The organism is Roseibium sp. R5, assembly GCF_055755305.1.
Window position 1 is genome coordinate 4,676,974 of the sequence record NZ_CM146910.1, and the last position, 20,195, is coordinate 4,697,168.

A 20,195-nucleotide genomic window follows, 5' to 3' on the forward strand; every position below is an offset into this window, starting at 1 on the left:
CAAAATGGCTGTCTTGACCAATGCAGGCCGCGCCGAAGTTGCCAAGGTGCTGCGCGATCTGTTCATCGCCGACCCCAAAACCTTCCTGATTGCCGTGGCAAATGGCGAGGACTGGTGGGGGGAAAATCAGGCCGAGCTGAAGACCTTTGACGCAGATACGTTTTCCAGCGATCTGGCGCCTCTGGAAGACCCGCAGCTGTCCAACGCCGCCGGGGATACGCTTTACGTGTTGAACACCGACTACACCGTGGACAGCCAAACCGGCACGGTGACCCGGCTTGCCACCGGTGCCATTCCCCCCGGTGCCCAGGTCCAGTTTACCTACAAGGCATCGACACCGCCCGCCGCGCTGGAGCAAACGGTGCTCCAGGCCGAGGTTGGCCGGTTGGCGCCAACCGCACTCGATTTCTGTTTGCCGGTCGCTGAGGTGCTGGACAGCGACAACGCGGTGACCGTCTACATCGGGTCCGACCTTTACGCGATTGTGCAGCGGCCGACCCGCATGCTGCTCGCCCGCGCCCACCTTTTGCCGAATGACGGCACGGGCGATCCGATCCGCGCCTATGGCTTGTTCATGGGCTGCGCGGTCGACGCGCAACTGCCACCGGGCCAGCAGTTCTATGAACCTGATCAAGTAACGGAAACCGGGGTTTTGGCGCTTGCCACCCACATTGCCGCCGTCCCGCACTCCGGGGAAAGCGGCCTTGATCTTTCCCTCGTGTTCGAGATCTAGGAGCGGCCCATGCCGATTTACCCACAGTTCCACAAAAACGAGTTCGATCCGGCCAAGGAATACGTCGAAAGCGTCTTTACCGAGGACGGCTATTTCTTCGCGCAGGATTTGAGCGAAACCCAAAGCCAGATCCGCCATCAGATGAAAGCCAACGGCGACGCCCTGTTCCGTGATGGCGATGTCGCCTCCGGCGGGCAGATCGTGGTCAACGATACGACCGGCGCAACCTCTTTGGAAGCCGGATCGGTCTACCTTCAGGGCCACGTCCGCGATCTTGCCCCGGCCGACATGACCTTGCCCGTGACGGGTGAGGTTTCGGTGGGCGTCATCATCGAAACACGGGTCATCACAATGTTGGAAGACCCGTCCTTGAAGTTCAACGATCAACGCTTCAAGACCCACGGTCAGCCGCGCGCGGCCCGCCTTCAGGAAAAGTGCCGTTGGGGGGCTTCCACCGAGGCTCTGGCCGATACACCGGTGGTCTCTTACCGGTTCTTCCCGGTCTACCGGATCGTCAACGGCGTGGTGGTGGACAACTCGCCGCCGCCGCAAATCACGGGCCTCAATGCGGAGATCGCCCGCTATGACCGGGACGCCAACGGCAACTATGTCGCCAGCGGTTTCAAGGTCACCTATCTTGGCCTCATCAACAACGAGCGAACCTATTCCATTGAAGAGGGTGTCGCCAACGTGCGCGGCCTCAAGATCGACCGTGCGGCCGCATTGCGCGTTGCCTACGCTGACGATCCGGATCTGGAAACCATCAACGCCGAGCCGCATTATTTCGCCGACGGCGGCAACGGCACCATGATTTTCACGCTGAACCGCACCCCGATCGATGAGATCCTTGACGTGTCGGTGCTCACCCAAGTGACAGAAAACGTCTTGCGCGGGCAAACCTCCGGCGGCCGGGACCCGCTCCCCCACGCGCAAATCGCCACCATCATTGAGATCAAGCAGGGCGCGACCACCTATGCGGTCGGGTCAGATTTCACGCTGATCGGCGATGAGGTGGATTGGTCGGCCGGGGGTGTGGAACCCGCGCCGGGGTCCACCTACTCCGTAACCTACCGCTACAAGAAATCCATCGACCCCGACGCTTGGGACGACAATACCGTGACCGTATCCGGCGCGGTGACAGACAGTGAAGTTGATATCGATTACAAATGGCGCAGGCCCCGCACCGATATCCTTGCGGTCAACACGCTTGGCGAGATCGTCTGTGTTAAAGGCGTTTCAACTGCCTACAATCCGGTCCCGCCGCAGGTGCCGGACGACCTATTGCCGCTGGCCACCATTGCCAACACGTTCGCAACCGGAACACCGCCGGAAGTGCGCAACGTTGCCACACGGTCAGTGCCCTATGACGATATACAGGATATGCGGAAACTGTTGGTCACGGCCTTTGATCAGCTTGCCCGTGTTGAGTTGCGCCAGGACGCGGACCGGATGGACCCGGCCGCCAAGAATGGCATTTTCGTTGACAACTTCGTGGACGATGATTTGCGCGACCAGGGTATCCCGCAGACGCTGGCCATCATTGACGGCGAGCTGACCCTGCCGATTGCGGCCACCGTTCTGGACGGGGCCTTGTCGCCGGAAGCCTGGTCTCTGAATTACGAGGTCAGCGCCTTCGTTTCCCAGCCGCTTCAAACCGGTTCCATGAAGGTCAACCCCTACATGGCCTTCGACCCGTTGCCCGCGATTGTCACGCTGGACCCGGCGGTCGATCAATGGACCACGGTCAATGAGACCTGGCAGAGCGCGGTCACCCGGAGCCTGACCCGTGGATCCGGCAATGCGTCTTCCACGTCCACCAGCACGTCGGTCGAGGTGCTGCGCGAGGAAACCACGGAAAGCACCACACTCCGCCAACGCGACGTGGCGTTCACGGTGTCCGGCTTCGATGCGAACGAAGTCCTGGCAAGCCTGACCTTTGACGGGGTGAGCGTCCTGCCGGACCCTGCCCCGGTCGCTGACGAAAACGGTGCAATGTCCGGCACGTTCCAAGTGCCGCCGGATATCCCGGTTGGCGCAAAGATGGTTGAGGCCCTCGGTACTCAAGGATCTTTTGGCGGCGCCGAGTACATTGGACGCGGCACGATCACCTTGCGCGAGCTGCGCCAGGTGACAACCCGGACCACCACGTTCTGGTGGGCGGGCCGCGACCCGTTGGCCACCACATTCCTGACCCCGCGCGGTTTCCATTGCGCCGGGATCCGCGTCACCATCATGGCGATTGGCGATACTGAAAAGCCGATCATCATGCAGCTGCGCGAAACGACCACCGGCTTGCCGAACCAAACCGTCATCGCCGATGCCATCATCGACATGACCTCGGTGTCCGTTGGCGAGACGGTGGATGTCCTGTTCGATCTGCCGCCCTGGTGGCCGGAGGGGGCCGAGCGCGCGTTTGTCTTCCTGACAGACGACGCGGACCATGCGCTCGGGATCGCCGAAACCGGCAAATACGATCCAAACCATGGCTGGGTGACCGCGCAGGCGAACACCAACATGGTCTTGCTGTCGTCTTCCAACGCCCGGACCTGGACGGCGCACCAGAACATGGACCTCACCTGTGACATCCTGGAGGCCACCTTTACCGAGGCGTCCCGCACCGTTCCGCTTGGAACCATTGCGGCCGAGCAGCTGACCGATCTTCTGGCCAACGCCGGGGTGGACACACCGGCCGCCGGTACTGAAATCGAGCTGACCTTTACCCGGACCGACGGCTCCGCCATCCGCGTTGCCCCCAATTCGGTGGTGTCGCTGTCGGAAAAGATCACCGAGGACCTGCAGGTTCACGCGGTTCTGAAAGGACCGGAAACCGGGAACGCGTCGCCGATCCTGTTTCCAAACGTCCAGGTCGTGTTGGGAACATTGGCCGATGAGGGCGACTATGTGACCCGCGCCTTCACGGGCGGCACAAACGCGGACGTGTTGGTGCGCTTTGAGGCGTTCTTGCCCGGCAACTCGACGGTGACGGTCGAGGTCCGCGAGGAAAACGGCGACTACACGGCGGTGTCCCACGAGGCCCACGTTGAGGCCGGGGACGGCTGGTACGAGCACACCTACCGCCTGTCAGGCTTTACCGCGCCAACCACGGCGGTGAAGCTCACAGCGGCGGGGACCGCCCTGCACCGGCCGCGTGTGCGCAAGTTGAAAGCGTTGAGCTTGGCGGTCTGATCATGGCGAACGATCCCAAAACCCCGCGCGACCTGCCGCTTGCCGACCCCGAGGGCGTTCAAAAATCGGGCGTCGACCGGTTGAACCAGGCGGTCACCGGGATCGACGCCGCCCTCACCGCTCATGAAACCGAAATGGCGTCGAGAGACGCCACCCTCCGCCGGGAACTGCGCACCGAAGAAGCCTACCGGTTCCTTGGCGTTCACGATCTAGGAGTTGACTGATGTCAGACACACCGCACTACCAGGCGATTATGGACGCCATTGCCGCAGTCTTTGCCCAGGAGAATGAAAATCCGGGGTCGGTTGGCATCGACCGGATCCGGGAGCTATCGATGCTCGCCCGAACGGTCATGCCGAACATGACGGCGGCCGATGTCGCCGCGATTGGCAACAAGAAGTTTGAGGCTTTGGCAATTCTCTCCGCTGCGGCAGATGCGGCGATCAATGCGCTGTCGACTGATGTTCAAGCCCAAATGAACGCCCTCTACACCGGGATCGCCCAGGACATCAATGACCTGGGCACAGTCGCCACCACGGCAATCAACCAGCTGCGCGCCACCTCTGAAACGGCGATCAACGATCTCTACACCGCCAAGGCCGCGATGATGGAGACGCTCGCCAGTGACAAAGCCAACGAGCTAACCGGGATCATAGACGCCGCCAAGCTAGCGGCCTTGAGTGAAATCTCTGCGGCAGAGGCAACCGCCCTTGCCAATGTTGGCGGCGACCGTGAAGCTATGGACCAGGGCATTCTGATTGCTGATTTTACAAGGTTCATGAGCAACGGGGCGTTCAGCTATACGTCTCAACTGCCGCAAACCTACAACAGCGCAAGCATGGCCGATTTATTCAAGCTGCTCTTGGGCATGGGGCACGACAGCGAGCGGGTTCGGCACAACCGTGTTCCCCGCCAGATTTTGCCGTTTTCAGATGATGCCAATGCGGTTGGGGTTGCGCATCAATACACAGAGCACGCGAACAGCAGCAATCAACAGAACTACCCGACCTTCAACATCGCGGCGATCTTTTTGAGGAACTCAACGGATGCGGAAATCAGCGCCTCGTTAAGCTTCAGCTATTCGACGCGCTGGGGGTCCGGCCATGAGGGCGCGCAGCTGTTTCGGGTCTTGCCAAATGCGGACGATGACAACCGGGCGGCCATATCCGCATTGACCTATAACCAGCTTTGGAACGTGACGACCAGCACCGTAACGAGCACCGCTCAAAGCATCTCGGTTCCCGCCAAAACCACAGCGGCTTTTGTGTTGGCCTGCACTGACCACTACTGGACGTCCTCCAGCGGTTATCAGTTCGTGAAGGAGTGCGGCTTCTTCAACTTACCGACCCTGCGCGCATCCGGCCTCGAGATCGACGGCAGGACTGCCCAGCAAGCGTTCTTGAAAAACAACGCCTCCGATTTCACCCCCTGGAAAAACGCGGCTTAAACGGCCGTTTAAAGGACCTTTGACCAATGAAACACTATCTTCGTTTTGATGAGAACGGCCGCCAGGTGGAAACAACGCTGGCGCCGTCCAAGCCGTCTTCCGAGTTCTATGTGGCCCCATCCGGGTTTGATCCCGCCAAGACCTATGAACGCCAGAACGGCTCAATTTCCGAAGTTTCGGGCGCTGCCTTAGAGGCCGAACAATTAAGCGCCTTGAAGACGGAAGCAAAGGGCCGGCTCATCGTTTTGGCGGAAACCGCACGTGGCAAATGGATCACGCCGGGCGATGGCAAGGCGATGGTCTACCGGGAGAAGTATGCCGAGGCGAAGGCCTACCAGGCAGACGCGACAGCTGAATGCCCGATGCTGTCGGTTGAAGCGGCTGCGCGCGGGATCCCGCTTGCCGACATGGTCCAGATCGTCCTGGACGCGTCCAACGGCTGGGTGACAGCGGCGGCGCAAATCGAGGCCCTTACGGTCACCGCCAATGCGGCCATTGAAGCCGCCGGATCTGTGGAAGACTTGGACGTGGCGTTAGAAATTACCTGGCCGTAGGCAGAAGTGGCTTGTCCAACGATCAAGACCCGAGCAACGATACTGCCGCGATCAATACGTCAGCGCTCTAAGGTCACCAATGAAATCTTATGAAGAAATCGAAGAGGCCATTAAGCCGCTAATCGAGCCGCTAGGATACCTTGCCTATTGGGCGGCACACCTAGAACACGAGCTGCGAGTTACGCTTGCAGTCATGACGCTCGACATAGCCTTACTTCGTTCCGTTCATGAGGCATACGATGGCAAAGTTATGCTAACCCGAGAGGGTTTGCAGGCCATATCCGAATATTCGGATGGGGTCGCAAAGTTAGACAAGGACGTTAGCCATTTAAAACCTGAGAAGTTCGTATACGCCTTTCGTCGAAACCCATTATTGTGCGCAGACTTGGAACTCCTAAGCGATCTCAAAAAACACTTGGCGGATTGCGTCCAGCTAAAAGCGCGTCGCAATCGGTTGTTTCACGATAAACTCGACATCGACTTCGACTTTTCTGAGATGAGCGACGACGGCGTTATGCCGATTTACACTCAAAGGTCGGGGGTTGTACGGGGGCGGTCAAAGGTTCATCGGGCGCGCATTGATCAAGATGAGATCCAAGGCCTCGTAATGCGGCTTTATTCGGAGACAGCGGTGGCAGATCGTATCCAGGACCGCATTTGCCGACATTTGGGCGTTGATCCGGATTACATGAGGTTCCTCGGTTAACTGTCACCGGGCCACTGCGCCCGGTGTTTTTTTACTCTGTTCCAAGGCTGCAAAGCACCTTTGCTAACACCTGTGGAACGGAGGGCCGGATGGCCGGAACAGACGAATTTCACCATGGGCTTCGGTTCAAACGTCTCACCCGCGTCGGGCCGATTGAAGTCTATGACAGCACCACACTCGGCTACAATCTGACCGCGCCGGACGCAGATCCGAGCGTCAAGCGCAACGAGCCGTTCTTGATGACCAAGGACGATCTGGAGCTGCGCGACAAGCTCGGCGCCACCGGCACCGCGCGCCAATACACGGACGCGGTTTTCGACCGGGTCGATGGCGCCATGATTGTTGCCAATATTTTTGAGGAAGGCGGCGACCAGGACGCGACCTTGGCCAACGCAATCGGCGACCAGACCGCGCAATCCGGCCTCTTCGCCTTGGAGGCCGCCGAGGGCTATCTCGGTATCAAGCCAAAGATCCTGGCAACGCCGGGCTACACCCACTTCCGCGTCGGCGGCGCGAAAAACCCGGTTCTGAACGATCAGGGTTTGATCGCCAAGCGCATGGGCGCGGTTCACATCTCTGGCACACCCGCCACCACCGAAGAGGCGGCGGTTGAGTTCCGAGGCGATGTGGACGATCCGCGTTTGATCCTCTTCGATCAGATGGTCAAAACCAAAGACGGCCTGATGACCCCGGAGGGCCATGTTGCCGCCGTTGGCATTCAGACCGACAAGGAGGTCGGCTATCACGCCTCTTGGGGCAACAAGGTCTTGAACGTGCTCGGCGTCAACCGTGCCGTTCCTTATCACATGACCGACAGCGACAGCCGGGCCAACTACCTGATGTCCAACCAGGTCAATTGCATCATCAATCATCAGGGCGGTTGGCGCACCTGGGGCGACTATGCCGCCACCACCGACACGTCGCTTCGGTTCTATTGCCAGCTGCGTGTTGATGACATCGTCAACGAAGCGCTTGCCCGCACCATTTGGCGGGTGGTTTCCGATCCGTTGGTTGCCGACAAGGTGACGGCCGTTCTGGACCGCATGAACCAGTTCTTTGGGGCCATGGTCGAAGACGGCAAGCTGATTGGCGGAGAGGCCTTTTTCTACGGCGACCGCAACAGCATCGGCGCCCTGGAGTTGGGCAAGATCGTCCTCAGCTACGACAGCTTCTCGCCGCCGCCGATCACCCTGATCGACATCGAGCACCAGCGCCAGCCGCGCTATCTCGAGGTGACCGTCGCCGAAATCCTCGCCCAGACCAATTTCGCGGCCGCCGCCTGATCGCGGCCGCCACTAGGAGCCGGTTATGCCCAAAGAAAGCTTGATTGTTCGCGACTTCAACCTGGTCGTGAACGAAACCGAAAACCTCTATGGAAAGCTGATCGCCACCACGCCCGGCGGGGTGGAAGTCGAGCGCGGGGAGTACAAGCCCGGCGGGCTGATGGGGGACCGCCACCCGATCCTCGGGCTGAAGTTCCGCCCGTTCAAGTTCAAGGTGGTTGCCTACCCGCGCGGGCTCACCAGCTTGCCGATTGGCGAACCAATCACCTTGAGCTGGACACAGTATGCGCTGGATGAAGAGAACCCCGAGAACGAGTTCGGTGTCCGGCACTTCTACGAGTGCGAACTCGACCCGCCGGAGGAAACGGAAAACAAGTCCGGTGAGTTGGTCAATTGGGACTACCAGGCGATGAACACCCGCGTTTACCGCCGCTATGAACAGGACAAGCTCCAGGACGAGCTGGACCTGAAAACCAACAACCCGATGCTGAACGGCAAGCGGCTGTGGCCGAACCGCCGCCGCATCTTGCAGCTGGGGTAAGCGGCTATGACCACGGTTTCCCTGACAGACGAAATCGACCTCGGCAATGGCAAACAGCGGGCTTCTGTCGAGGTCCGCAGGCCCCGCCTGATCCACGTTCAAAAGTTCGTTCTTGCCTTTGGCGCGGACACGCTGGCCGCCCTCATGAACCGAGGCAACGCCCAAGGGGGCGAGGACGACACCCTTGCCCCTGAAACGGTGAAGGCGCTGTTGAAGGCCGTCATCACCAGCGAACGCATGGACATGTTCAACGAGGCGTTGGCGCTTTATCTGGGCATTTCCAAGTCCGAAGTCGAACAGCTCTCCCTGCCGGATCTGGTCAAGATCGGTCAGGAGGTCGCCGGTTTTTTTACCGAAATTGCGGGGATGGTCTCCGAGCTGATCGGTTCCGAGGACTAGCGCTCAACGCCGACGCCTTGGCCGCCGACCTGATGTTGCACTATGGCGGCGGCCCGGCGGCTTGGGGTGACATGGATTTCATCCAGGCCGTGACCTTCCACGATCTCTTGCGCGAGCGCTTGCCCAAAGCCGGAGGCCTTGATGAGTAACCTGTCTTTCAAGATGGTGCTGCGCCTGGTCGACCAGGCCTCGAGCCGCATGAACCGGATCGCCAACAACGCGCAGCGCATGGCGGGCCGGGTTCAAAGCGCGGTTGGCGGCATGTCCGGCCGAGTCGGCGCCGCAATGACCAAGGCCTTTGATCCGGCGGTTCTGGACGCGGCGACCAACCGGGTCGCCAACCGGCTGGACCGCGCCCGCACCCGGCTCATGGATGCGGTGGCGATGGGCGCGGTCATGGTGGCGCCCGTGCTCAAGATCGGCCGCTTTGAACACTCCCTCGCCCACTTCGGCAATGTTGCCGACATGACCAAAGATCAGCTGGCCGGTGTGGAGGCGCAATTGCGCGTCACCGCAGCCAAAGTGAACCAGTCCGCCAGCGATTTGCTGGGCGGCCTTGATGTCTTGTTGGGCAAGGGCCTGTCGGAGGAAGACAGCACCGGTGCAATTGAAGCCATCGGCAAGGCCGCCACCGCAACGGGGGCGCAGATCGACCACCTGGCCTTTGCGGCCTACGCCGGGATCGACAACCTCGGCATTCCGGTCGCGAAAATCACGACCCTTTTGGACATGCTGGCCAAGTCGGGCAAGGAGGGCGGGTTTGAGCTGAGGGATATGGCCAAGCATATGCCCGGCCTCACTGCGGCCGCCAAGATGCTGGGCATGGAAGGCACCGACGCCGCCGCGCGCTTGGGAGCCGCTCTGCAGATCGCGGTTAAGGGCGCGGGTGACCCGGACGAGGCGGCGAACAACTTCAAAAACTTCCTGGCAAAAATCGTCAGCCCTGAAACGGTGACCAAGTTCAAGAAACTCGGCATCGACATCCGGTCGGAGTTGGAAAACGCCACCGCGAAGGGGCTGGACCCCATGGAATACATGTTGGTTCGCCTGCACGATTTGGCAGAGACAAACCCCTATGTCATCGGCGATGTCTTCGGTGACATGCAGGTCCAGAATTTTCTGAAGCCCATCATAGCCAACCTGGAAGAATACGCACGGATCCGCGACGAAACCCTTACCGCCGACGGGATCATCGACACGGACTATAACCGGGTCATGGACACAATGGTCGAGCGCTGGAAAGCCCTGGTCATTGAGTTCGACAATGCCTCCGCACAGGGCAACGGTCTAGCCGGTGTCATCAAATCCCTACTAACCGATCTGACCGGCCTTGTGCGGGCGGTCAATGACTTTGCGACCGCCTACCCCCAGCTCACCGGCTGGATTATCAAGGGCACCGCCGCTTTGCTGGCCTTCGGCATTGCCGGGCGGCTGGTGTCTTACGGGTTCTGGTTGCTCGCCAGTTCTGTGATCGGCACGGCCAAAGGGCTTGCCGGTTTTGCCCGGTTCCTGGCCAATGCCAAGGGCGCGGTTGGCGGCCTCGGCCGGGCCATTACGTCGATGGCAAAGTTCAGCTGGCGCGCGATCCTTACGCCGCTTAAATGGGCGGCGTTTGTGCCCAAGCTTGCCTGGCGCAGTGTGATCTCCGTTTTGCGGTGGGCGTCCTTCGTGCCCCGCCTGGCATGGTCGGCGCTGTTTGCCCCGCTCAAGTGGGCCGCGTTCATTCCAAAGATCGGCTGGGCAACGCTGCTGGCGGGTTCCAAGCTCAAGTGGTCCTTGTTGATCACCCCCCTCAAGTGGTCCTTGTTGATCACCCCCCTCAAGTGGTTTGGCCGGTTCATTCCGGGGATCGGCTGGGCGATCATCGCGGCCGAAATCGGCATGCTGGCTTGGGACCTGTTGATCAAGCCGCTCAAGTGGGACGAGTTCCTCAATTTGGAGACGCTTAAAAGCCTGTTTAACGAGGCCTTCGGCTGGATCGAAGAAAAGTGGAACGGCCTCACGAGCCTTTTCTCCAGCGCCTTTGGCGGCGGCGAGACTTCCAAAACCGGTGAGCCAGCGGCCCCGAAAGAAGGCCGCCGGAAACCCCGGCCGGTGCCGACAGACGACTATGAGGTGCCAGAGGCCGCGCGGCCGGGCCGCACGAAGAAACGTCCGGAACCGGCGAGCCGGTATGAACGCCTGCCCTCGCCCGCCGAGTATCAGTCGGCCGCCGCCAATCAGAACAGCGCCTTGACGGCCGCGCTGGAGCGCTTGGCGGCCAACCAGAATGCAGGCGTGCCGGAAGTGGTGGAAGTCCCGCAGCAGGTCGATCAATCCAAGACGGTCCACCAGACCAACAACTTCAACATCCGGGTCATCGGCGGTCCGGCAAGCGCGGGTCAGGCGGTCGGCGGGGCAGTCGCCGGGGCCAGCCGCCGGGCGCTGTCGGACAGTGACTAGGGGGGTGACATGACTGTCCTGATGCGCATTGGCGACCACCAGTTCACGATTGACGATCTGAACTACCAGAAGTTTGCCACCGAATACGAGGCCCGCTGGAAGGAGCATTTCACCGCCGGGGGAGGTCATGTGGACCACTTCCTCGGCCCCGCCCCGCAATCGGTGACCTTGTCCGGGATCCTGTTTCCAGAAAGCCATGGCGGTCTCAACGAGGCCGAGGCGCTCGGTGCGGAAACGACCAAAGGCCAGCCGCTGGCCATGTACTCGTTGGCGGGCAAATCCTTTGGCAATGTGAAGGTGTTGAGCTTGCGCCTAAGCCACGAGGTGATCGGGGTCGATGCGCGGGTGATGAAAGCCAGTTACGACCTGAAGGTTTCCCGCTATGGCCAAGGCGCCGACCGCAACCCGCTGATGGGTGGGGGCGGGTTCCTGGCACAGGCTGCCAACCGCATAAGGACGCTCTTCTGACATGCGCAAAACCCTCACCATCCAAGGCGACATGTGCGACCTGATTGCCTTCCGGGAGTATGGAACAGAGGCCGCGAGCGGTGCCATTTGGGACGCCAATCCGGGCCTTGCCGATCATGGCCCGTTGCTCCCGGCCGGGCTTGAAATTGTCTTGCCGGATTGGACACCGCCGGAGCCGGAACCGGTGTTGAGCCCGGTGCGCGATGGCATCACCGGCGGTGCGTAAGGTGACAGCATGATCCCCTTTTGCACCCTTACCTTTGACGGCGCCGACAGCGGCTTGGTAACCAGCCATCTGATCACCGCCACAGTGACCTTGGAAAGCGGCGGGGAGCCGGACAAGGTTGAGGCCAAGCTTGCCGATCCGGGCGCGAAACTGCCCCGCCCGCGCGAGGGCGCAAAGATCCTGTGCACCATGGGCTATCAGGGCGGCAAACAGCGCACCCATGGCCCGTTCACGGTTGACTGGTATGGCGGCAGTTTTGAAGAGGACGATGGCGAATATCTCAACATCACCGGCACAAGTGTTGATTTCAGGAGCGGTGCCAAGAACCGGTCGACCCAAAGCCACAAGGACACCACCTTGGGCGAGATCCTGCAGAAGGAGGCGGGCGCCGAGGGTCTCAGCGCTATCGTCAGCCCGGCGCTTGCAAGCTTTCCCTACCCGCACTTCATGCGCGGCGAAAAAAGCATCATGCAGATGGTCCAGGAGCTGGCCGAGGTCCACGATGCGATAGAGAAATACAAGGACGGTGCGGTCTATTTTCTGGCCCGTGCGGCCGGGCTGGATTTGGCTGGAAATCTGTTGTCGCATTCGCTCGGCCGGGACGCCTTGAAGGCGTGGAACTGGACCCGGAATTTCCGCAACAATTATGCCGGTGTCAAAGCCTCGGCCCGCGACCATGACAAGGGCAAGCGTAAGGTGAAAAAGGCACCGCTCAGCAAGGGCGACGCCTGGTACGAGATCCGCAAGGAGTTCCCGACCGAGGCGTTGGCGGAGACGGCTGCCGCCTCAAAGGCCAAGCAGCTCACCCGCGCCGAACGCCAGATTGATTTCACCTGCAAGTGCGGCGATCCGGATGTCCTGGAGCAAGTGGTGATGAGCTTTCCCGGTGTGTCACCAGAGCTGGCCGGGTCTTGGATCGTCACCCAAGCCGTTCACGAGTTTGACGCGGACGCGGAGGCCTACAACACAAGCGGGACGGCCGAAATGAAGGGGTGATTAAGTATCAGCGCGATCATTTTGCCAGAGCTTAGCTAAGAACTCATTTTTTAGAGGCTCATGGTCTGAAAAACTCAAGGTTGGACCTTCAAAAACAGGTGGATGATCCGGATGATAATAACAGCCTTCGAACTCGGATGCGTTCAATGCTCTGAGTTTCGCGAGTTTTATGCTCGCCCCGGAAAAGTTGCACGTGCTGAAAACGCAATTCACAACGTAGGCACTCACCCGAGTGATATGGCAGTCTTTAAACCGGCAAACTCGGAAAGTCTGTGTTAGCGATATCTGTGATGCGCTTTGCACCCCCACGATTCCCTCAATAAGGCACTCGTAAAATATGGCTGGATGGTCCTGGCTCGCCCCTTCAGAACGCCAGGTCCCGGTAAAGGAATTTATGCACGGGGCGGCTAACCTAGCATGCCAGATGTGCGCATCCGGAAATCCCGGTGGTAAAGTTATTACAGGATGTGTGTGGTCTACTCGGCCGTTATTGAATCGATATTCGTTGCCGTTGGTGCCGCGTCGGTTTTTATTTGAAGCTGCGCTCACTACTCGATTAGCGGTGTAGTAGAATTGACGTTTCTGGTTTGCAAACCCAACATACCGGCTCAAAAGTATATCTAACGCGGGCACCGAGTAGGTAGCATCCGGCGCAAGTATGACTGTCTCGAGCATCGATAAACCAACTTGCAGCCGATCCTCTTCTGGGCTCTGCAAGTACACTGATGCCTTGTCAAGCAATAGGCCAAGTTCGGCTCTGTCTGAGCTTTCATTCTGCCGCCTTAGTTGGTCTACCTCACTCTTGTTGATCGCACCGCGCCATAGAACAGTGAAGTAAGTTACTACAGCGCCTATCGCCAGAATAAAAGGCGCGGCCGCCGTTGCGCGCTGCTGCATGATCCTAGGGTTGCCGCTGGTATCAAAAAACACCCACCAAGCCAAATACAACACGCCTAGAAGCGCAAAAAATCCGCTGGTGACAACCAGGTGGGATAAGGGCTTTTCATCCAGTTTCGGGTCATCCCCAACCGGCCCGTATTTGTCACCGTCACCCGTCATCGTTCCCCCTCCCATACTGCAAACAGCTAACGAGCGGTCCGGACCGAAATCCGGACGGCGGGTCTCATAGCCAATAAAACACCCGCCCGGCAGTAATGGACAACCGCCGCGCCCGGTGCATTGCGCCCTAAACGCAACGCTCGGGTGTTATGGATGAGTCGCCATAAGGTTGTCACCTATGAAAGAAACCCGTTGCGGTCAGTGCCGCAAGCTGCTGTTCAAGGCAGCGCCCGAGGCCGTCATAGGGCCTCTTGATATCAAGTGCCCACGATGCGGCACGATCACGTCCTTGAGGCCGGTGGCGCTAAGCCCGACGAGCCCTTCTCCGAACGCCAACAAGAGCGGCTGACCCGATGGAGAAGACATGCCCAAAAAGGCCAAAGGCGCGGCCTTGCCGCCCTTGCCGGAGAACTCAACCGGCATTCCGAAAGGAACCCGCTACAAGGAACAATACGGGGTGATCATCGTATGTCCCGATGAAGCCAGCCAGCGGGCCATCTATGAGGGCCTGCGGTCGCTTCTGGACTGCAAGTTCAAGGTGGTGGTGACATGAAGATCGACATCCGCCACAGCTGCGAAGACCACACGAGCTACCGGGCCGCGCGCGTTAAAAGCCTCTTTAACGTGGACAGCGGGGCATCGGTTTCGATCTCCGCTGACCTGCCCATAGAGGGCGATGATTGGCGCGTCGGGCTTGTCGTTGGCCCGTCCGGATCCGGCAAGACGTCCATCGGCAAGGAGATCTTTGGCAAGGCCGCGTTCTACAAGCCCGGCGGCTGGCCGAAAACCGCGCCGGTGATCGACGCTATTGTCCCCGATGGGTCCTTTGATGCGGTCACCGCAGCCCTGTCGGCGGTGGGCCTTGGAACGGTCCCGGCATGGCTCCGGCCCTATCATGTGCTGTCAAACGGCGAGAAGTTCCGGGCCGACCTTGCCCGCATCATTTGCGAGGCGCCCAGCAAGGTGGTGGTCGATGAATTCACCTCCGTGGTGGACCGCCAGATTGCCAAGATCGGTGCGCTCGCCTTTGCCAAGGCTTGGCGGCGCACCGGCGGCCAGGCGGTGCTCTTATCCTGCCACCGTGACATCATCGACTGGCTGCAGCCGGATTGGATCTATGACACGGCAACAGGTGAGTTCACCGGGAGGTGTCATCGGCAACGCCCCCGCATCGAGCTTGAAATCCGGGAAACCGACTGGAGCTACTGGCCGCGTTTTGAGGAGCATCACTATCTGAAGGTGCCGCCCATGATTGCGGCCGGGTGCTATGTCGGTTTCGTGGACGGGGAGCCGGTCGCCCATGTCGCGTTTTCCACCCGGCCGGGCCTCTGCGAAGCGCGGGCCTGCCGGTTGGTGATCATGCCGGAGTGGCAGGGCGCGGGCGTTGGCATGCGGTTTCTAAACGCCATATGCGCCGCCTGGCGCCGGGGCGAGAACCGTTACCAGAAACCGTTGCTGACCTTGTTCCATACATCGCATCCGGGATTATGCGCGGCGCTCCGCCGCGACCCACTTTGGACGCAGGTTTCAGCAAACATGCATGGCGGGCGGCGGGCCAAATCTGCCGCCTCAATCAAACGCTCCGGAGGGGCCGGGACCGGCTACGGCGGCCACTTCCGGGCGGTTCAAGGATTTCGGTATATTGAAGGGGTGAGCGCATGCGCGTCGGATTGATTGCAGACAAATGGTTGGGTCAGAAAGTCTTTGAAGATCTCAACGCGGATTTTGAGGTGGCCTATGTTTTGTGCCCCAAGGGCGCGGCCGGTTTACGGGCGGCAGCGGGCGGTGCCTCGGTGCCGGTTTGGCCGGTGGCCGGGGCCATTCCTGACGGGCTGGACTTGGCCCCTGTGGACCTTCTGGTGTCCGTCCATTCTTTCGCCAAAGTACCCGACCGGATGATCGCCAGCGCCCGCGCGGCCGTTGGCTACCACCCGTCCTTGTTGCCGCTGTTTAGAGGCCGCAATGCGGTGGAAGATGCCTTGGCAGCCGGGCAACGCGTAACCGGCGGCACGGTCTACCACCTGACCCCGGAAATGGACGGCGGGCCGGTGGCATTTCAGGACTGGTGTTTTGTCGAAACCGGCGAGACCGCCAGCAGCTTGTGGCGGCGGGTCTTGGCCCCGATGGGCCGCGAGCTGATCAGCCGGGCCGCCCATCACATGGGCCAGCACGGTTTCATTCCGGCCGAGGACCAGGAGCACCTCGACCCCGGCGCAATGCGGGCGGCTTAAAGGGGTGCATGCCTCCGGTTGAATCGTCTATAAATGGACAATTGCTTTTACGGCCTACGGGCCGTTTTGTTTTAGGGGGCAAGAATGGCAGAAAGCCTGGAAGACGCGATCAAAAAGCCCAAATGGGGCTTGAGGATTACTATTGGGTTTGCGGTTGTTTTTACGGTGGCAGGCTGCGGTTTGGCCATTGCTCTCGCGGGTCCGCAGCTAATTCATTGTGCGGCCGGATGGAACATTTATGATCCTAGGGGGTGGTTTTCCGATGCCCCGCCGGAAGGGTTCAAATGCATGGGTCTCAACGAGTATGGCGACTTCCTCGCGGGCACCTTTGCGCCGCTCGCGTTCCTCTGGCTGGTTCTAGCCGTTTTCCTGCAGCGTGCTGAGCTGACCGATCAGAAGAATGCGCTTCTGGCCCAGCTCAATGAAAGCAAAGAGCATACCGAGTTCTACATCCGGGAAACCGCAAAAAAAGACCTAGAACGTCTCCTCAAAACAGTGAGGGTACGCCTGACCTATGTTGAGCCGCGTGACCGCAACACTATGGACAGTGACATTGCTTACCTGATGGCGTGTGGCCACGCAAAAGTCTCGTCAATTACAGCTGCAATCCGTCCTAACATTCAAAACGACTATGAACGTAACCGCGCCGGTCAAAACAAACGCGAAGCCGCAAAATTAAAACCGGAAATTCCTTCATTGCGAGCTATAAGGGATAGGCTTGTCCCATCCGAGATCGCTATTTATGAAGCTTGCGCGATCCCGGAGTTGATCGAGGTGTTGGAGAGCGTGCCGGAAAATTAGAACGGAAGCCTAGTTGGCATGTCCAAAATCGCTCCAATCAGCCTAGAAACACTGGCCGAGCTGAAGGCTGCAAAATACAGCATCTATTGCCATTGCCAGCACCCCTATTGCCGGGTTGGCCGCAAGCTGAATATGGATGAGCTGATTGAACGCCTCGGACCGGACTATGTGGTGATCAATGAGACGAGGATCGCCCGCAATTTCCAATGCCAAAGCACCAATTGCCTGAACAGGGAAAGAGGCATACGCGGCGGCGGTCTCACCATCAGCCCGCCCACCTAAAGGCCAACCGGCAAGGGTAGCCGCGCTGTTAAACGGCCTTCAAACGCAGCGGAAAATGGTGGCCAAATGAAGTTGCGCGATTGGCCAAACGAAATTGCGCGCTACTGTAACGCGCAAGAACACTTGGCACTAAGGCAATATCCGGGATTAAGTGGGAATATCCGATAATTGGCGGAAATGAGCCATTTACGACGGAAGAAGACAGAACCAGCTGCGCAACTTCATATGGCACAAAGGCTCCGGAGCAGCGGCGTGGAAATTTTTGCCAAACGAAAAGACCTAATGAAAACAATGAGCGCGCAGTTTTGAGGTCCGAACAAAAACAAGTTTTGGCGCAGTAGTTCGGACCTTCGCACGTTTGGCGGAAAACCGCCGTTTTTTGCTAACCACCCGGCAATGCGTTCCGTTTGAGGTCCGAACTCTCCAGATAGCCCAAAACGGCCACCTAGTTGGAAACACTACGTGCCGCTTTAGCGCATATCACGTTGGTATCACGCGTTGATGGTAGCGGCGAAGTACCATCATTTGTTGCGAGTTGTAGTGCATGGGAATTCGTTGTTTTCACAAATGCTTATTGATAGTCATATCCTTTGCGACGTGCCTTCCCGCTTTTGCGGACGATACTGAGTTTCGCATTCGCGAAGCCCAACAGTCCGCGCGGATATCTCTGTTGACCGCAGAGCGCGTTCTGTATGCGGCCGATCAAGCAATAGACGCGGCGGCCCGTATTATCTCGACGATCGACAATGAAAGGTTGATACACGAAGAGATTAAGAGGCTTGCGCAAGGCGTTCCCGGTGTTCGGGCCTTGATCGTGATCGGTCCAGATGGGAGGCTTAAATATGACAGTTACAGGTACCCTGTTACTGACCTAGACCTTTCAGATCGAGACTACTACAGAGAGGCCGCCAGACGCTCCGGACTGGCCGTTGGTCAAACCGTTGTAGGTCGAACCTCTGGCCTGAATTTTGTACCAATCAGCAGGCGGTCCGGAGACTTCACAGTCGCGGCTATTGCCGGGCAGTATTCCATGGTTGATATAGAAACCAGCTGTGCCGACTGTTGGGCTGGTATGGTCCGCAAAGATGGAGAACTGGTTTCGGTGTTTCCCCCGGAAAGCGAGTTCGATCAGAAGATATATGACTTGATCGCTGATGAACCCGGCAATTCCGGAACTAAAATCCTAAGACAGCATCAATCAATTATTGTGGTGGCTTGGGCGCGCAGCCTCACCTTCCCAATAATTAGCTTCGGTATTAGAGGCCTGCCTGATACCGCACACGTTGAGATCGATGTTAACTAGCAGCTTGTTTGTGGCTGAGCCTGGAAACAGCTGGCGCTGCCAATCTGGTATCCCGTCGATCGCATTAGCCCAAACGGTTGTAGGTGGCTCTCCTGTTGAGTAGGACGCAACAGTTGCAAGCTTCGCCAGATTGTCATCCGTAATACGTTCATTTAAAAAGTAGAAGGTTCCCACGGTTGTAATTGCACCTAAAACAAACGTGGCTAGATGTGTTGCAATGCCACCCTTTTTAACAATGGAAGTGCCAGTTAGATCATTCTGTAACATCCGCTTAAGTGTATAGTCTCGCATAAGAATTTCCCTGTCCCACCCGACCTTACGGAAGCTAGGGGAAATTCAACATGAAGTCTATAAGTTGTGCTGAAAAAAAAGACATACGTATAATTGCGAGAATACACACCGAGTGCTGGCGGGAGGCATATCCCTTCATGCCAGGACAAGTGCACTTAAACCGCAATTATCAATTCCGGTTAGAACAGTGGAACGATTGGTTAGCGGACAGGTCAGGATTAAGAGCGGTGTTCGTTGTGGAAGCTGCGAACCAGATAGTCGGGTTTGCTGCTGTAAAACCAAATGACGATCCAGACATTGACGCTATAGGCGATCTACATGCCTGCTACCTGTTGCCGGAATACAGGGGGACAAGCCTAGGGCCACTGGCAATGCGGGAAATGGCTAGTTTTCTTTACAATTCAGGTCAATGGCCAGCTTGCATATGGGCATTTCGCGAGAGCCCTTATCGGAGGATCTACCCTCAGCTCGGAGCCGTTGCGACCGTCTTCAGAGATCGGGTAATTGCGGGGTGTCGTCTTCCGGAAATCGGGTACTTGGTAAGCGACTATGAGATTTTTGCTCAACGCCTCAATCGGATGATCTCTTCTGCCGCTCAACGTCAAACTGGATCACTTCGGAGGCCGCGTCGGGTTGCAGGTCTTCCCGGCTAACCAGGTAATCCAGCATAGCAACAAACCTGTCAGCGAACTCCTCCGGCTTGGTGCGCCGGGGGAGGCTTTCCCAGTAAGTCTCAGCAATGTTCCAAACACATTTTCGGACATGAGCCATATTGGTTTGATCGACTTGGATACCCTCGCCGATGCGCATAGATCCCTCGCCTGTAATGAGCCAGTCCAAATCTATGCCGTAGTGAGTTCTGTAAGCAGCTAGAACCGATGCTGTCGGCTCCGCCTCTCCGCGCTCATATCTGGCAATCGCTCCCACACTCACACCAAGGGCTTCGACCAAAGCACCACGATCGGGATCCCCTAGTGCTTGCCTTACTTTTCGCAGCCTTACAGCCAATTCAGTTTTTGGTTCTTTTTCCGGCCTAGCCACAACTTTCCACATAAAGACGATTTCGTCTTTACAAAAAACGAATTCGTCTTTATTCCTGTTTTTAACGGTCCAACATGTTGAGCCGTTTTGTTTACAAACCAAGTCCAAAGAAAGCGGCTTGCTGCAACAAGCCGCCTTCCAGAAAGGCACCCGATGGCAACGACCAAACAGGTACCAAAAGACGATTGGGATCAGCATTCGATCAA

The 20,195-nt window shown here is 58.5% G+C and carries 23 protein-coding genes; 21 read left to right on the forward strand and 2 right to left on the reverse strand.

Annotation, left to right across the window (positions count from 1 at the left end):
• Positions 1-4: 4 nt before the first annotated feature.
• The 13 genes from AC0J4F_RS21825 to AC0J4F_RS21885 all read left to right on the forward strand — a co-directional run bounded on the left by AC0J4F_RS21825 (position 5) and on the right by AC0J4F_RS21885 (position 12,981).
• Positions 5-733 (forward strand): hypothetical protein, encoded by a 729-nt coding sequence (locus tag AC0J4F_RS21825; RefSeq protein ID WP_428527166.1) that lies wholly within the window; start codon positions 5-7, stop codon positions 731-733.
• Between the two features lie 9 nt (positions 734-742).
• Positions 743-3,919, forward strand: coding sequence for a DUF4815 domain-containing protein (locus tag AC0J4F_RS21830; protein WP_473024691.1), 3,177 nt, complete (start codon positions 743-745; stop codon positions 3,917-3,919).
• 2 nt (positions 3,920-3,921) lie between these two features.
• On the forward strand, positions 3,922-4,143 hold the full coding sequence (locus AC0J4F_RS21835) for a hypothetical protein (RefSeq protein WP_473024692.1): 222 nt from the start codon (positions 3,922-3,924) through the stop codon (positions 4,141-4,143).
• The gene (locus AC0J4F_RS21840; RefSeq protein ID WP_473024693.1) at positions 4,143-5,366 is read left to right on the forward strand and encodes a hypothetical protein; all 1,224 of its coding nucleotides are present in this window, start codon (positions 4,143-4,145) and stop codon (positions 5,364-5,366) included. The genes AC0J4F_RS21835 and AC0J4F_RS21840 overlap by 1 nt, the downstream gene beginning before the upstream one ends.
• A 26-nt stretch (positions 5,367-5,392) precedes the next feature.
• Positions 5,393-5,920 (forward strand): hypothetical protein, encoded by a 528-nt coding sequence (locus tag AC0J4F_RS21845; RefSeq protein WP_473024694.1) that lies wholly within the window; start codon positions 5,393-5,395, stop codon positions 5,918-5,920.
• Between the two features lie 79 nt (positions 5,921-5,999).
• Entirely contained in the window at positions 6,000-6,626 is a 627-nt protein-coding gene (locus AC0J4F_RS21850; RefSeq protein WP_473024695.1) for a hypothetical protein, read from the forward strand.
• An 89-nt stretch (positions 6,627-6,715) separates the two neighbouring features.
• The gene (locus AC0J4F_RS21855; RefSeq protein WP_473024696.1) at positions 6,716-7,909 is read left to right on the forward strand and encodes a phage tail sheath protein; all 1,194 of its coding nucleotides are present in this window, start codon (positions 6,716-6,718) and stop codon (positions 7,907-7,909) included.
• Positions 7,910-7,934: 25 nt separating this feature from the next.
• Complete coding sequence (locus AC0J4F_RS21860; RefSeq protein ID WP_428527180.1) at positions 7,935-8,450, forward strand: hypothetical protein; 516 nt, start codon at positions 7,935-7,937, stop codon at positions 8,448-8,450.
• A gap of 6 nt (positions 8,451-8,456) precedes the next feature.
• Entirely contained in the window at positions 8,457-8,849 is a 393-nt protein-coding gene (locus tag AC0J4F_RS21865; RefSeq protein WP_428527182.1) for a hypothetical protein, read from the forward strand.
• A gap of 141 nt (positions 8,850-8,990) precedes the next feature.
• Positions 8,991-11,291: a phage tail tape measure protein gene (locus AC0J4F_RS21870; protein WP_473024697.1), complete on the forward strand. Its 2,301-nt coding sequence runs from the start codon at positions 8,991-8,993 to the stop codon at positions 11,289-11,291.
• Positions 11,292-11,300: 9 nt separating this feature from the next.
• A complete protein-coding gene (locus AC0J4F_RS21875) occupies positions 11,301-11,759 on the forward strand; it encodes a phage tail protein (protein ID WP_473024698.1) in 459 nt (152 codons plus the stop codon).
• 1 nt (position 11,760) lies between these two features.
• Positions 11,761-11,985, forward strand: coding sequence for a tail protein X (locus AC0J4F_RS21880; RefSeq protein WP_473024699.1), 225 nt, complete (start codon positions 11,761-11,763; stop codon positions 11,983-11,985).
• Between the two features lie 9 nt (positions 11,986-11,994).
• Positions 11,995-12,981, forward strand: coding sequence for a phage late control D family protein (locus AC0J4F_RS21885; protein WP_473024700.1), 987 nt, complete (start codon positions 11,995-11,997; stop codon positions 12,979-12,981).
• On the opposite strand, the gene AC0J4F_RS21890 is transcribed toward AC0J4F_RS21885, so the two are convergent.
• Entirely contained in the window at positions 12,982-14,040 is a 1,059-nt protein-coding gene (locus AC0J4F_RS21890; protein WP_473024701.1) for a hypothetical protein, read from the reverse strand. It lies immediately after the preceding gene.
• 178 nt (positions 14,041-14,218) lie between these two features.
• On the opposite strand from AC0J4F_RS21890, the gene AC0J4F_RS21895 reads away from it, so the two are divergent.
• The 8 genes from AC0J4F_RS21895 to AC0J4F_RS21930 all read left to right on the forward strand — a co-directional run bounded on the left by AC0J4F_RS21895 (position 14,219) and on the right by AC0J4F_RS21930 (position 19,601).
• On the forward strand, positions 14,219-14,389 hold the full coding sequence (locus AC0J4F_RS21895; RefSeq protein ID WP_473024702.1) for a Com family DNA-binding transcriptional regulator: 171 nt from the start codon (positions 14,219-14,221) through the stop codon (positions 14,387-14,389).
• A 15-nt stretch (positions 14,390-14,404) separates the two neighbouring features.
• Positions 14,405-14,593, forward strand: a complete 189-nt coding sequence (locus AC0J4F_RS21900) for a hypothetical protein (RefSeq protein ID WP_473024703.1) — start codon at positions 14,405-14,407, stop codon at positions 14,591-14,593.
• Complete coding sequence (locus AC0J4F_RS21905) at positions 14,590-15,714, forward strand: GNAT family N-acetyltransferase (RefSeq protein ID WP_473024704.1); 1,125 nt, start codon at positions 14,590-14,592, stop codon at positions 15,712-15,714. Before AC0J4F_RS21900 ends, AC0J4F_RS21905 begins: the two co-directional genes overlap by 4 nt.
• Complete coding sequence (locus AC0J4F_RS21910; RefSeq protein WP_473024705.1) at positions 15,699-16,271, forward strand: formyltransferase family protein; 573 nt, start codon at positions 15,699-15,701, stop codon at positions 16,269-16,271. The genes AC0J4F_RS21905 and AC0J4F_RS21910 overlap by 16 nt, the downstream gene beginning before the upstream one ends.
• A gap of 84 nt (positions 16,272-16,355) precedes the next feature.
• Complete coding sequence (locus AC0J4F_RS21915) at positions 16,356-17,072, forward strand: hypothetical protein (protein ID WP_473024706.1); 717 nt, start codon at positions 16,356-16,358, stop codon at positions 17,070-17,072.
• An 18-nt stretch (positions 17,073-17,090) separates the two neighbouring features.
• Positions 17,091-17,354, forward strand: a complete 264-nt coding sequence (locus AC0J4F_RS21920) for a hypothetical protein (RefSeq protein WP_473024707.1) — start codon at positions 17,091-17,093, stop codon at positions 17,352-17,354.
• A gap of 670 nt (positions 17,355-18,024) precedes the next feature.
• Positions 18,025-18,657 carry a PDC sensor domain-containing protein gene (locus AC0J4F_RS21925; RefSeq protein WP_473024708.1) on the forward strand — a complete coding sequence of 211 codons (633 nt, stop codon included), beginning with the start codon at positions 18,025-18,027 and terminating at the stop codon, positions 18,655-18,657.
• A 428-nt stretch (positions 18,658-19,085) separates the two neighbouring features.
• The gene (locus AC0J4F_RS21930; protein ID WP_473024709.1) at positions 19,086-19,601 is read left to right on the forward strand and encodes a GNAT family N-acetyltransferase; all 516 of its coding nucleotides are present in this window, start codon (positions 19,086-19,088) and stop codon (positions 19,599-19,601) included.
• Here the strand turns inward: AC0J4F_RS21930 and AC0J4F_RS21935 are convergent.
• The gene (locus AC0J4F_RS21935) at positions 19,519-20,187 is read right to left on the reverse strand and encodes a helix-turn-helix domain-containing protein (protein ID WP_473024710.1); all 669 of its coding nucleotides are present in this window, start codon (positions 20,185-20,187) and stop codon (positions 19,519-19,521) included. The two genes, AC0J4F_RS21930 and AC0J4F_RS21935, sit on opposite strands and share 83 nt — an antisense overlap.
• Positions 20,188-20,195: the final 8 nt, after the last annotated feature.